The organism is Streptomyces sp. NPDC029292, from assembly GCF_055569295.1.
This window is the reverse complement of the sequence record NZ_JBVHXR010000011.1, coordinates 200,519-213,586: the sequence shown is the minus strand read 5'-3', so window position 1 is coordinate 213,586 and position 13,068 is coordinate 200,519. Positions and strand designations below refer to the sequence as shown.

The 13,068-nt window shown below is 69.7% G+C and carries 10 protein-coding genes; 6 read left to right on the top strand and 4 right to left on the bottom strand.

Translation table 11 applies throughout. The annotated features are described in order from the left end of the window. Positions 1-263: 263 nt before the first annotated feature. On the bottom strand, positions 264-1,121 hold the full coding sequence (locus ACZ4WS_RS24525) for a glycosyltransferase family 2 protein (protein WP_467983496.1): 858 nt from the start codon (positions 1,119-1,121) through the stop codon (positions 264-266). Positions 1,122-1,314: 193 nt separating this feature from the next. Continuing rightward, a complete protein-coding gene (locus ACZ4WS_RS24520) occupies positions 1,315-1,611 on the bottom strand; it encodes an antibiotic biosynthesis monooxygenase family protein (protein ID WP_467983352.1) in 297 nt (98 codons plus the stop codon). Between the two features lie 142 nt (positions 1,612-1,753). On the opposite strand from ACZ4WS_RS24520, the gene ACZ4WS_RS24515 reads away from it, so the two are divergent. The 6 genes from ACZ4WS_RS24515 to ACZ4WS_RS24490 all read left to right on the top strand — a co-directional run bounded on the left by ACZ4WS_RS24515 (position 1,754) and on the right by ACZ4WS_RS24490 (position 10,111). After that, the gene (locus ACZ4WS_RS24515) at positions 1,754-3,319 is read left to right on the top strand and encodes an APC family permease (RefSeq protein ID WP_467983351.1); all 1,566 of its coding nucleotides are present in this window, start codon (positions 1,754-1,756) and stop codon (positions 3,317-3,319) included. A gap of 139 nt (positions 3,320-3,458) precedes the next feature. After that, positions 3,459-5,948: an ATP-binding SpoIIE family protein phosphatase gene (locus ACZ4WS_RS24510; RefSeq protein ID WP_467983350.1), complete on the top strand. Its 2,490-nt coding sequence runs from the start codon at positions 3,459-3,461 to the stop codon at positions 5,946-5,948. A gap of 2 nt (positions 5,949-5,950) precedes the next feature. Next, positions 5,951-6,991 (top strand): LacI family DNA-binding transcriptional regulator, encoded by a 1,041-nt coding sequence (locus ACZ4WS_RS24505; protein ID WP_467983349.1) that lies wholly within the window; start codon positions 5,951-5,953, stop codon positions 6,989-6,991. Between the two features lie 113 nt (positions 6,992-7,104). Further along, positions 7,105-8,349, top strand: coding sequence for an ABC transporter substrate-binding protein (locus ACZ4WS_RS24500; RefSeq protein WP_467983348.1), 1,245 nt, complete (start codon positions 7,105-7,107; stop codon positions 8,347-8,349). Further along, positions 8,346-9,263, top strand: coding sequence for a carbohydrate ABC transporter permease (locus ACZ4WS_RS24495; RefSeq protein WP_467983347.1), 918 nt, complete (start codon positions 8,346-8,348; stop codon positions 9,261-9,263). The genes ACZ4WS_RS24500 and ACZ4WS_RS24495 overlap by 4 nt, the downstream gene beginning before the upstream one ends. Continuing rightward, positions 9,260-10,111, top strand: coding sequence for a carbohydrate ABC transporter permease (locus ACZ4WS_RS24490; RefSeq protein WP_467983346.1), 852 nt, complete (start codon positions 9,260-9,262; stop codon positions 10,109-10,111). The genes ACZ4WS_RS24495 and ACZ4WS_RS24490 overlap by 4 nt, the downstream gene beginning before the upstream one ends. Before the next feature lie 79 nt (positions 10,112-10,190). Here ACZ4WS_RS24490 and ACZ4WS_RS24485 read toward each other — a convergent pair whose 3' ends face one another. Beyond that, positions 10,191-10,994 (bottom strand): SDR family NAD(P)-dependent oxidoreductase, encoded by an 804-nt coding sequence (locus ACZ4WS_RS24485; protein ID WP_467983345.1) that lies wholly within the window; start codon positions 10,992-10,994, stop codon positions 10,191-10,193. A 48-nt stretch (positions 10,995-11,042) separates the two neighbouring features. Continuing rightward, positions 11,043-12,944: an oxidoreductase gene (locus ACZ4WS_RS24480; RefSeq protein WP_467983344.1), complete on the bottom strand. Its 1,902-nt coding sequence runs from the start codon at positions 12,942-12,944 to the stop codon at positions 11,043-11,045. Between the last annotated feature and the right edge of the window lie 124 nt (positions 12,945-13,068).

Here is a 13,068-nt window from a genome sequence, read left to right as displayed (position 1 = left end):
CGACTTCGCGCCTTCTTACGGCGACTTCGCGCCGACCGACTCTCGGCTCACAAGAGAAACCGTTGGCCATATGTTAGCGATCCGTTGGCGCGACCTGATGTGATCAATCCATCGGATCTGGCCCGACGGCGCGCGCGTACGACGCGTAACTCGGGGGAGTGTCGCCGCCGCGGCCGGATCCGGGGACGCGAGAGGCCCCGGTCGTCGGAGGTGAGCGACCGGGGCCTCCGTCTGTCCGCAACGTCCTGAAGCGAAACCGCTGTTCAGATGACGGGCGGCCGCCCGAGCCGAGTGAGCCGCCACACGGTCCCCCACCGCATCGGCCGCCGCTCCCCGCCGGACTGCCTGAGCCCCTCCGCGAACCCGCCGAACCAGGCCCGCAGTCCACCCACGGACCTGGTCCGTACCAGGGTGAGCAGCACCCAGATCCCCAAGTGCACGGGAATCAGCGGGAGGGGCAGCCGCCGGCGGGTGAGCCAGACCCGGTTGCGGGCGGTCACCCGGTGGTAGATGGCGTGCCGGGCGGGCGAGGTCTTCGGGTGCTGGAGCAGCAGCGCGGGCTCGTACAGCACGGTCCACCCGCCGTCGATGGCACGCCAGGCCAGGTCGGTCTCCTCGTGCGCGAAGAAGAACTCGGCGGGCCAGTCACCGATCTCGGCGAGCATCGGCATCGAGAGCGCGTGACCGCCGCCGAGGAACCCGGTGACCGGTCCTCCCCGCATCGGATCCCTGGCCCCGACCCGGGGCACGTGCCGCCGCTGGGTCTCGCCGTTCTCGTCGGCGATCCGGAATCCGACGATGCCGAGCCGCGGATCACCGGCGTACAGATCGCGCACCCGCCGCAGCACATCCCCGTCGACGAGCAGCCCGTCGTCGTCGAGTTCGACGACGACGTCCACATCCGCCAGCTCCCGCAGCCGCTGGAGCGCGACATTGCGCCCGCCGGGGCACCCGAGGTTCTCATCGACCTCGATGGTGGTCACTTCGCCGGGCAGCCCGAGGCGCTCGCCGAACTCGGGCAGCGGACACCCGTTGCCCACGATCACGATCCGGGCGGGCGCGACATCCTGCTTGGCCACGGAGGCGAGCAGCGCGTCGACCTCAGCGGGCCGATTGCCCATGGTCACCACTGCGACGGCAACCCGCGGCCCCTCCTCCGCCTGTGACACGACAACCACTCCATCCCGGCCGACGACTGTGCCGCGATGCTAGCCGTTCACCGGAATTTGCCTTCACGTACGCCCCGTTGTGCGCCCTCAAGAGCCCGGCACGGGTGCGCACTCGCACGACCGCGGAGTGCGCACCCGTACGGCATCAGCCCGAGTACGAGCCCCTGACCTCGAAGTGCTCCACCGACGGCGGACCGGCCAGCCAGTCCTTCACCCCCGCCTGGAACTCCCGGAACTCCGCAACGGCGGGAAGCGGATTCTCGACACCGTCCGCGATCTCGAGCTCCGCGACGTACGTGACCCCGTCGGGAAGCCGGTACGAGGCATAGCGCACCCCCGCGGGCTGCTCCCGCGCGATGGCGGTGAACATCTTCCCCAGAGCCTCTTCGAGCTCCCCGACGAATTCGGGCTTCACCGTGGACCGCACCATCAGAACAGTCATCTCGTCATCTCCCTCTGCCAACGCAAGGGCACCGTGGGTGGCGCCATCTCCTTGACGCACGCGGTGGCGGACATGTGACAGCCCGCGTTTCCGGGTTCATGCTGGTGAACAGCAGCCGCGTGTTCGTCGACCGGAGGGCGCCATGGGTCTGCCCACTGTCCCGGTCCCGCCCGCAGCGCCCTCCCCGCCGGGACCGGGAGTGACGGACAAGGGGCTCAAGGGCGGTGCGCTGGGGCTCTTCTCCAGCACGGTGATCGGCCTGGCCTCCACCGCTCCCGCCTACAGCCTCGCCGCGACCCTCGGGGTCATCGTCGGGATCGTGGGCTTCCAGTCCCCGATCGTGGTCATCCTCGCCTTCGTCCCGATGTTCCTGATCGCCTACGGCTACAAGGAGCTCAACCGGGCGGACCCCGACTGCGGCACCACCTTCACCTGGGCCTCCAGGGCCTTCGGCCCCCGCACCGGCTGGCTGGGCGGATGGGGCATCGTCGCCGCCGACATCATCGTGATGGCCAACCTGGCCCAGATCGCAGGGGCGTACGGCTTCCAGCTCGTGGGCGCGGACGGGCTCGCCCAGGACACCTTCTGGGTCACCGTGGTCGGCGTGGTGTGGATCGCCGTGATGACGCTGATCTGCTACATCGGCATCGAGATCTCGGCCAATCTGCAGAAGGTGCTGCTCACCATCGAGATCGTGGTGCTCTTCCTGCTGGCCGTCACCGCGCTGGTCAAGGTGTACGGGGGAACGGCGCCGAGCGTCTCGTCGGAGATCTCGTGGTCGTGGTTCAACCCCGCCCGGATCAACTCGCTCGACGACCTCACCAAGAGCGTGCTCGCCGGTGTGTTCATCTACTGGGGCTGGGACACCGCCGTATCCGTCAACGAGGAGACCGTCGACCGCGATCGCACCCCGGGCCGGGCGGCGGTCATCTCCACCGTCATCCTGCTGCTCGTCTACGTCATGATCACCACGTCCGCACAGGCCTTCGCCGGAGTCGGCGACCGCGGCATCGGCCTCGCCAACCCGGACCACTCCGGGGACGTCCTCTCCAGTCTCGGAGCCGAGGTCTTCGGCACCGGGGGCTGGGGCGAGACCGCCACCAAACTCCTGATCCTCATGGTGCTCACCTCAGCGGCCGCCTCCACCCAGACCACCATCCTCCCGACCGCGCGCACCACCCTCTCGATGGCCGCCTTCAAGGCCATCCCGGACCGGTTCGCCCGTATCCACCCGCGCTTCCTCACCCCGACCTGGTCCACCGTCGGCATGGGCCTGGCCTCGATCGCCTTCTACGTCATGCTGACCCGGGTGAGCGAGAACGTCCTGGCCGACTCGATCGGTTCGGTCGGCCTCATGATCGCCTTCTACTACGGGCTCACCGGGTTCGCCTGCGTCTGGTACTACCGCAGAGTCCTCACCCGCGGCGCCCGCGATCTGTGGACGAAGGGGATCATGCCCGCTCTCGGCGGCGTCCTGCTGCTCTACTTCTTCGTCAACGCCTGCGTGGTGTACTCCGCCGCGGACTACGGCAGCACCTCGTGGACGCTGCCGTTCCCGCCGCACTGGCAGCTCGGCGGCGTCTTCGTCACCGGTATCGGCGCGCTGCTGCTGGGTGCCGTTCTGATGCTCGTGTGCCGGGTGTTCAATCCGGGGTTCTTCCACCAGGAGACGATCTCCGTCTCCGCGCACGAACGGGACGGCAGCTGAGGCTCTGGGGACGCCCCAGCCTTGGCGACTGCCCGGGCGCAGCCCTTGCGACCGCCTGCGCGAGTCCGACTTGTCCGTTTCTTGCCCAGCGCGCACGCTGAGGACTATGAGTGAGACGCCTGGCGTGAATTGAGCAGGGATGGACACCAAAAGGCCGGTTTCCGATCAACCCCCCGATCACTGTGCCTACTCGGCCGATGCCGCCACGGCCACCCTCAGCACCGGCGGCATCGTCACGGGCTGGAGCGAGGGGGCCAGGCGGCTGCTGGGTTACCGCGCCTCGGACGTCGTGGGGTATACCGCGGCCGACCTTCTCGCCACCGTGGAAGCCTCCCGCGCGGCCGGGTTCTCCCTGATCGACTCACAGGAATGGAGCGGCACAGCGGCCTTCCGCCACCGGGACGGTCACCGCATCGATCTGGCCCTGCACTCCTACCCCTCACTGGACGGCAACGCCGAGGCCCAAGGGTTCGTCGTAACCGCCACCGCCGACGCGTCCGAGTCGGAATACGACCGGAGGATGGTGGAGTGGGCGTCCACCCAGTCCTCGGTGGCCATGTCCACCTTCGCCATGGGCTCGCACGGGTGGCGGCTGAACACAGTCGCGTCAGGAGGAGGGGAAGCCGAGAGGGGAGGGGAAGCGAAGGCAGGAGCAGGAGCAAAGGCAGGAGCGGGAGCGAAGGCAGGTGAACGGGGCGGCTCGCCGTACCCGGACGTCCTCGACGAGCACGACGACGACGGATTTCGGCGGCTCGTCCAACAGGTGGCCGAGGAAGCCAAGCCGATGCGCTACGAGTGCAGCGCCCCGGGCCCTTTCTCCTCCCGTCAACACGCCTGGATCATCGAGATGTGGCCCGTCAAAGACCCCTCCACCGGCCAGGTGTGCGGCGTCGGCACCGCGGCGTTCGACAGCAGCGAGGAGCACTGGGCCCGGCAGCGGCTGGCCCTGCTGAACGAAGCGGGTGCCAGTATCGGCACCACCCTGAACGTGCAGCGGACCGCCCAGGAACTCGCCGATCTGGCCGTCCCCCGGCTCGCCGACTTCGTCAGCGTGGACCTGCTCGACTCCGTGACCCGCGGGCAGGAGCCGGCCCCGGGGCCCGTCGACGCCACCGTGGTACTGCGCCGGGTCGCGCACCAGTCCTCCCGCGAGGGGGTGCCCGAAGCGGTCCTCGACCTCGGCGCGATCGACACCTATCCCCCGTTCTCCCCTCCCGTCCGCGCCCTGACCACCGGGCAACCGCTGCTCAGCGGCCTCGACGACCCCGACTACACCCGGTGGATCACCGAGGACGAGAGAAGGATCGAACGTGTACGGGCCTACGGATTCCACTCGATCATGGCCACGCCGCTGCAGGCCCGGACGATCACCCTCGGGGTGGCGCTCTTCGCCCGGAGCGAGGGCTCGCGCCCCTTCGAGGAGGACGATCTGGTCCTCGCCGAGGAACTCGCGGGCCGGGCGGCCGTCGGCGTGGACAACGCGCGCCGGTACACCCGCGAGCGCACCAACGCGCTCACCCTCCAGCGCAGCCTGCTGCCCCGTGATCTCCCCAAACAGGCGGCCGTCGAGGTCGCGTTCCGCTATCTGCCGGCCGGCACGGGGGCCGGCGTGGGCGGCGACTGGTTCGACGTGGTGCCCCTCTCCGGCACTCGGGTCGCCCTGGTCGTCGGCGATGTCGTCGGGCACGGCCTCCATGCCTCCGCCACCATGGGCCGGCTCCGCACGGCGGTGCGCACGCTCGCCGATGTCGACCTGCCTCCGGACGAGCTCCTCACCCACCTCGACGACCTGGTCACCCACCTCACCTCGGACGACGGCAGCGTCTCCGCGGACATGACGTCCTCCGGTGAGATCGGCGCCACCTGTCTGTACGCCGTCTACGACCCGGTCTCCCGCATCTGCACCCTCGCCAGCGCCGGCCACCCGCCACCCGCCGTGCTCTTCCCCGATGGCACGGTCAGCGTGGTCCGGCTCTCCCCGGGGCCCCTCCTGGGTGTCGGCGGCCTGCCCTTCGAGGCCACCGAGCTGGAGCTGCCCGAAGGCAGTCTGCTCGCCTTCTACACCGACGGCCTGATCGAAGCCCGCGGCCATGACATCGGCATCGGCCTCGACCGGCTGTGCGAGTCCCTCGCCTCCCCCGTCCCCTCTCTGGAGGTCACCTGCGACGTCGTACTCAAGGCGCTGCTCCCCGAAAGCCCGGCCCCGGCCGACGACGTGGCCCTGCTCCTCGCGCGCACCCGTGCCCTCCACACCGACCAGGTCGCCGCCTGGTCCGTGCCGTCCGACCCCGCGATCGTCGCGGACGCCCGGGCCCAGGCCTCCCGCCAGCTGGCCGTCTGGGGACTGGAGGAAGCGGCGTTCGTCACCGAACTGGTGGTGAGCGAGCTGGTCACCAACGCCATCCGGTACGGGGAAGTGCCCATCGGGCTGCGGCTGATCCGCGACAGGACGCTGATCTGCGAGGTCTCCGACGCCAGCAGCACCGCGCCCCACCTGCGTCGCGCCCGCACCTACGACGAGGGCGGACGCGGACTGCACATGGTTGCCCAGCTCACCCAGGGCTGGGGCACCCGCCAGACCTCGACCGGCAAGACCATCTGGGCCGAACAACCCCTGCCGGTCAGCTGAAGATGACGAGGCGGCCAGACGCTCCGAAGACCGGAGCCGACCCGCGCGCGGACACGGACGCCCTGGCGGGTGGTGGCGGTCCCACGGCGGGTGGCGGTACGCCGACGCGCGGCGGTACGCACATCCTCGGTCTGGTCTATCCGCCGGCCGGCCGGGGTCGCGACTACACCGGGATGCAGCTCGCCTTCGTCGGCGGAGTGGCCGAGGCCGCCACCACGTACGGCTACGACCTCCTGCTCTCCCCCGCCGACCGGGCGAGTGACCCCTCGTTCCGGCGGATGATCGACGAGCGGCGGGTGGACGGCGTGATCGTCATGGAGATCCGGCTGGAGGACGACCGGGTCGAGCACCTCGCCAAGGCCGGCTTCCCCTTCGTCACCATCGGAAGGAACAGCAGGGCCGAGGAGACCGGCTGGGTCGATCTGGACTTCGCGGGCCTCGCACGCGGCTGCGTGTACCACCTGGCCGATCTGGGCCACCGCCGTATCGCCTTCGTCAACCGGTCCGAAGAGCTCTTCCAGAGCGGATACGGCTTCGCGCACCTCGGGCTCGAGGGCTACACCAAGGCCATGGCGGAACAGGTACTCACCCCACACGCGTACCTCTGCGGCGACGACGTCGCGGCGGGGGAGGCGATCCTGGAGCAGATCCTGCTGGACGATCCGGCGACCACCTCGCTGGTCACCATGAACGAGGCGGCTCTGGAGGGCCTGTATCGCGGGCTGACGCGCCACGGCCGCGCCGTGCCGCGCGACTTCTCGGTCGTCGGCGTGGCGGCCGGCCGCTGGGCGGAACAGGTGAACCCGCAGCTCACGGCGGCCGAGATCCCCGCCAAGGAGATGAGCCGGGTGGCTGTCGACCTGATGATGCAACGGCTCACCTCACCCGGCTCGGCTCCCCGACACGTCCTGCTGAAACCCCTGATCTCCCTGCGGGCCAGCACCGGTCCCTGCCGACCGGTGCCCGGTTCGGAGCCCGAAGCGGACTTCCCGGATCTCGAAGATTTCCCCGATCTCCCGGATCTCCCGAATTCCGACTTCTGAGATTTCCGACTAACGAGACTGCCGACCCCGAGACTGCCGACTTCTGAGACTGCCGACCCCGAGACTGCCGACTTCTGAGGTGGCGAACACCGATCACACACTGGGAGCAGAGCATGTCGTACGCCGTCGACCGCCGCGGATTCCTGCGCGCCGCGGGGACGGGAGCGGCCGCCCTCGGCCTCGGCTCGACCCTGGTCTCCTGCGGCTCGGACCAGCAGAGCGGCGGTACGGTCACGCTCACCTGGTGGGACTACTTCACCCTGGACAACTTCCAGCCCGGGATGACGGCCCTGGTCAACGACATCGAAGCGCACGTCCCCGGCGTGCGGATCGAACGGCGTACGTTCCCCTTCGCGGACCTCGACCGGCAGATCACCCTGGGCGCGGTCTCCGGCGATCTTCCGGACATCGCCATCGTCGACAACGTCGCCATGAACTCACTGGGCGGCACCGGGCTGCTGGCCGATCTCACCGACAGGATCGAGGAATGGGGTCAGGCCGACCAGTACTACGAAGGCCCCTGGGCCGGCTGCCAGGTCGCCGGGAAAAGCCTGGGAATCCCCAACAGCAGCAACTGCCTCGCCCTCTACTGCAACACCGCGATGCTCCGCGCCGCCGATGTGCAACCCCCCACCACGTGGGACGAGCTGGCCGCTGCGGCCAGCCGGCTGACCAGCGGGGACCGGTTCGGTCTGGCGCTGAGCGCAATCAGGACGGAGGAGGGTGTCTTCCAGTTCCTGCCTTTCCTGTGGCAGGCCGGCGGCGACCTGGACACCTTCGACACCTACGGCACGACCGCGCTGTCCTTCCTCGACGACCTCGTCGCCAAGGGCTCGCTGTCCGAGCAGTGCGTGGGCTGGACGCAGCAGGACGTCAACACACGGTTCATCAACCAGCGCGCCGCCCTGCAGATCAACGGCCCGTGGCAGCTCCCCACCCTCAAGAAGGCCGACCTGGAGTGGGAGGTCGTCGCGCTCCCCCGCGACAAGGCGTCCGCCACCTGTCTGGGCGGAGAGAACTGGGTCCTGATGGCGAGCGGCAAACATCTCGACAAGGCGTGGGAGGTCCTCGAGTACACCCAGCGTCCATCGGTTCTGGTGCCGTACCTGGTGGCGCTCGGCAACCTCCCCGCCCGCAAGGATCTGGCGAGCGCGGGCACTTGGGCATCCGACCCCGCCCTGCGACTGTTCCTCAGCCAGCTGCCCGTGGCCCGTCCGCGTCAGTACGGGCCGCACTACGCCGAGGCCTCGCAGGCAGTCGCCGAGGCCGAACAGGCCGTACTCACCGGCGCCGCCGCCCCCTCCGCCGCGGCGAAGTCCGCCGCCGTCAAGATCGACAAGGCGTTGGAGCGGCGGTGAGACCTAGCCGCCCCACTGCCCTCTCCCTCTCCGCCCGCCGCCGGCGGGCGGGGTATCTCTTCTCCCTCCCGGGCCTGGTCTTCCTGGGCCTCTTCCTGGCGTACCCCCTGCTCTACAACCTATGGACGTCCGTGCACGACGTGGGCCTGCGGGAACTGCTCGGCGGTGCCCCGCGGTTCAACGGCCTCGCCAACTACCGGGCCACCGTCGCCGACCCGGACTTCTGGCGCGCCGTACGTCTCACGATGGTCTTCACCCTGGGATCGCTGCTGTTCCAGTTCGTCATCGGCTTCGCCCTGGCGCTGCTGTTCGCCCGCCAGTTCCCGTTGAACGGGCTGTTGCGGTCGCTGCTCCTTGTGGCCTGGCTGCTGCCCCCGGTCGTCAGCGGCACCCTCTTCCGCTGGATGCTCGACGACGAGTCCGGCGTCTACAACGCCCTGCTCCGCGCAACGGGTCTGGGCGCCCTGTCCCACGACTGGCTCACCGACCCGAGCACGTCCCTGGCGGGGGTCGTCTTCGCCAACGTATGGGTCGGCGTGCCCTTCAACATGCTGCTGCTCCTGGTGGGCCTGCACACCATCGACCCGGAACTTCACGAAGCCGCCGCCATCGACGGCGCGGGCGTCTGGCAGCGCTTCCGCTGGATCACCCTCCCGCTGATGCGACCCGTGTCGGTGACCGTGCTGCTCCTCGGCCTCGTTTACACCTTCAAGGTCTTCGACATCATCTTCGTGATGACGGGCGGCGGCCCCGTCGACGCCACCAGCGTCCTGTCCCTCTACGTCTACGAGATCTTCTTCAAGTTCTTCCGCTTCGGAGAGGGCGCCGCGGCGGGCCTGTTGCTGTTGCTCGTTCCCCTGCTCGCGGGCGCGCTCTATGTGCGTCGACTGCGCCGGGAGAGCGAGGCGGCGTGAAAAAGAGCATGGCCATCGGTCGGAAACCGACCCGCCGCCCCTGGCTCCTCACCACAATCGCCTCGCTGATCACCGCCGCCTTCCTCCTGCCGGTCTACTGGATGGTCAACACCAGCCTCACCGAGCCGGACCGGATCCTGGCCGAGTCCCCGCAGTGGGTCCCCACCCCGGCCACCACGGAGAACTACTCAAGGGCGCTGTCCGACGAGACCCTGCACCAGGCCCTGCTCAACAGCCTGGTGATCTCCTGCGGAGTGGTCGCGCTCACCCTGCTGCTGGGCGTCCCTCTCGCCTACGCGCTCGCCCGCATCCCGATGCGCGGCTCCGGCACCATGGTGCTCGCCCTGCTCATCGCCCAACTGCCGCCCAGCATCGTGCTCGCGGCCCCGCTGTTCATCCTCGAACGCCGGGCCGGCCTCGCTGACACATACCTCGGTCTGATCACCGCGGACACCACCCTCACGCTGCCCTTCGCGGTGATCGTGCTGCGCCCGGTGCTGCGGAGCGTCCCCAGGGAGTTGGAGGAGGCGGCTCTGGTCGACGGCTGCGGGCCGGTGGGCGTACTCCTGCGGATCATCCTGCCGATCATGGTGCCCGGCCTGGTTGCGGTGGTCGGCCTCTCCTTCCTGATCGGCTGGGGCGAGTTCGTCTTCGGCCTCACCCTCGCCGCGAAGCCCGACGTACAACCGGTCACTGTCCTGCTCAACGCCTTCGTCGGCCAACACGGAACCGCATGGGGAGCCCTGATGGCCACCGCCACCCTCATCAGCATCCCCGTGGTCTGCGTCTTCGCCATCTTCCAACGCTTCATCACCGGCGGCCTCACCACCGGAACCATCAAAGGCTGAGGCTGCGGGATCGAGGGGCCGTGCGACGTGCAACGCAAAAGACCAGGCCGCTGAGGCTCAGGCGGGCCCGCGCCGCCCATCACCGGTGCTCGGTGACCCGGCCGCCGGGGCGCGCCAGCCCCCGGATCGACAGTCCGCTGTCGGCGGTGACCATGGTCCCGGTCATCGCGGCCGACTGCGCCGGCGAGGCGAGCAGGGTGAAGATCCCGCTGTACGCGTCGACGTCCGGCACCTCCTGAAGCGGCAGCACCTCCCGGGTGCCGTCCAGCACCGAATCGGCGGCCGTCTGGCCGAGGGAGGCCGTGCCGCGCAACCGGGTCGGCGCCACACCCGGTGCCACGCCGTTGACCCGGACGTCCGGCGCGAGTTCGTACGCGAGCTGCCGGACAAGCCCCTGCACCGCGTGCTTGGACGCGGTGTACAGCACCCCGCCGCCCGCCGCGTTGGTGCTGGCGAACGAGCCGGTCAGGATGACGCATCCGCGCGACTTCACGAGATCGTCGACGACGGCCCGTACGCCGAGCATCGGCGCGAGGACGTTCACCCCGAACAGTTCGGAGAAGGCGTCGGTGAGCCGTTCCCCCGGGATCTCCTCCAGGGGCCTGGCCGCGTCGGTGATACCCGCGTTTCCGACGAAGACATCGATGCGCCCCCAGGTCTCCCTGGCGACTGCGGCGGCCCGGGCGTTGCCCTCCCAGGACCGTACGTCCGTGACCACCGGGACGACGGCGTCCCCGAGTTCCTCGGCCAACTGCTCGACGGTGTCGGCGACGTCCACCGCCACCACGCGGGCGCCCTCCGCGACGTAGCGGGTGACGACCGCACGTCCGATGCCCGATCCGGCGCCGGTGAACACCACGACCTGCCCGTCCAGTGCACCCATGGCTGACCTCCTTGTCTGCTGTGCGTTATGGAAAGTTTCCTTAGGGGATCACGCGCGGCGGGACTCGAAGAACGCCCCGTGGAGGGCGTCGAAGACCCGTCCGTTGCGCGCGGCGCCGCCGAGTGTGACGACCTCCAGGTCCGGGGCGGCCTCGCGCAGCGCGCTCGCGAGCCCGGAGTCGCTGTCGTGTCCGATGGCGACGAGAACCGTGGCGGCGGGTATCAGCCGGCCGTCCGCGGTGCGGGCACCGTCGTCGCCGAGCCCCGTCACCTCGGCACCGGTGAGGATCGCCACCCCCTTGTCGGCGAGGATCTTCGGCAGCGCTCCCGCGTCGGTGAAGACCTCGCGGTTGCCGAGGATCGCCTCTCCGGCCTCCGCCAGCGTGACCTCGTGTCCGGCGTCGGCCAGCCACAGCGCGGTGTCGGCTCCGGTCATCCCGCCGCCGACGACCACGACCGGGGAGACCACGTCTTTCGGATCCGTGACGTCCCGGGCCAACTGCATGCCCGGCAGTGTGCGGGGGACCGCGCCCGTGGCCACGTACACCAGGTCGAAGCCGCCGTCTGCGAGGGTCGTGGCGTCGGCGTGCTCGGCGACGACCTCTACGGGGCGGGAACGCACCTGGTGGACGAGGTGGTCGCGGAGTGCGGCGAGGTCCTGCTTGTACGGCGAGCGCGTCGCGGGTACCAGGGCCCCGCCGAGCTCCCCGGGCTCGTAGAGCGTCACCTCGTGTCCCCGGTCGGCGAGCACGGCGGCGGCGCGCAGCCCGGCGGGACCGCCGCCTGCCACCGCGACACGGCGGCGGACGGCCGCCGGTTCGACGGGGAAGCGGTACTCCTCCCCCATCGACGGGTTCACCGTGCAGCCCGTGCTGCGGCCCGCGTTGAGCCCTCGGTCGAGGCAGCCGTCGTTGCAGCGGATGCACGGGACGATGTCCAGGAGCCGTCCCTCCTGGGCCTTACGGGTCCAGTCCGGGTCGGCCAGCATCGCCCGGCCGAGGGAGACGAAGTCGGCGCCGCCCTCCAGTGCCTCGGCCGCGACCTGAGGGGTGACCAGAGAACCGGAGCCGATGACCGGGATCGTCACCTCGGGCTTGATCTTCTCCCAGCCCCAGCGGTGCACGGCACGCGGCATGTACCAGGGGCTGACCTCGTACTCCATCAGCGCGTGGTGGCCCCCGGAGGCGTGGATGACGTCCACGCCCGCGGACTGGAGCAGTCGCGCCAATCGGACGGTCTCCTCGACCGGGATGCCGTCGTCCTCGTAGTCGGTGACCGAGAGACGGACGCTGAGAGGGAAGTCGCGCGGGACGCGTTCCCGGATGGCGGCGACGATCTCCAGGGTCAGGCGGGCGCGGTTCTCGAAGGAGCCGCCGTAGCGGTCGGTGCGCTTGTTGGTGTGCGGGGACAGGAAGTTGGTCAGCAGATAGCCGTGGCCCGCGTGCACCTCGACGAGGTCGAACCGGGCCAGCCAGGCGCGCTCGGCGGCGTCCGCGAAAGACGTGACGACCCCGTGGATCTCCTCCTCGGTCAGGACCTGGGGCCGCTCGCCGTACTGGGATTCGACGTAGTCCCAGGAGACGTCCGACGCGGTCTTGATCGGCTGCGTACCGAGGAACTTCTGCCGGCCGCAGTGCTCCAACTGGATGCCGATCCTCGCCCCCGCGGCATGGACCTCGTCGACGAGCCAGCCGAGGCCGGGGATGTGCTCGCGGCGGGAGATGCCCAGCTGGGCGTGGATGGACTTGCTGGCGTCGTCATCGACGTAGCTGTACTCGACGATGATCAGGCCGGGTCCGCCCTCGGCGAGCCGCTTGTAGTGGTTGACCAGCCGTTGGGTGACCGTGCCGTCCTGGTTGGCCAGGGCGGTGGTCTGGGGCGACTTGATGACGCGGTTCTTCAGTTCGAGCGAGCCGATGCGGCCGGGGCGGAACAGGGTGTGCAGTGCCATGGCATCCATCTCCTGGTTCGGTCCTGGTGCGGTCCTGCTGGTTCGGTCCTGGTGCGGTCCTGCTGGTGCGGTCCCGGTTCGGTTCCTCAGCGGTTCCGACAGTGCATGCATAACTGCATGCACT

Coding starts and splice junctions, on each gene's coding strand:
- ACZ4WS_RS24515 (WP_467983351.1), top strand. CDS start 1,754: ATGGGTCTGCCCACTGTCCCGGTCCCGCCCGCAGCGCCCTCCCCGCCG.
- ACZ4WS_RS24525 (WP_467983496.1), bottom strand. CDS start 1,121: ATGGGCAATCGGCCCGCTGAGGTCGACGCGCTGCTCGCCTCCGTGGCC.
- ACZ4WS_RS24505 (WP_467983349.1), top strand. CDS start 5,951: ATGACGAGGCGGCCAGACGCTCCGAAGACCGGAGCCGACCCGCGCGCG.
- ACZ4WS_RS24485 (WP_467983345.1), bottom strand. CDS start 10,994: ATGGGTGCACTGGACGGGCAGGTCGTGGTGTTCACCGGCGCCGGATCG.
- ACZ4WS_RS24510 (WP_467983350.1), top strand. CDS start 3,459: ATGGACACCAAAAGGCCGGTTTCCGATCAACCCCCCGATCACTGTGCC.
- ACZ4WS_RS24520 (WP_467983352.1), bottom strand. CDS start 1,611: ATGACTGTTCTGATGGTGCGGTCCACGGTGAAGCCCGAATTCGTCGGG.
- ACZ4WS_RS24480 (WP_467983344.1), bottom strand. CDS start 12,944: ATGGCACTGCACACCCTGTTCCGCCCCGGCCGCATCGGCTCGCTCGAA.
- ACZ4WS_RS24500 (WP_467983348.1), top strand. CDS start 7,105: ATGTCGTACGCCGTCGACCGCCGCGGATTCCTGCGCGCCGCGGGGACG.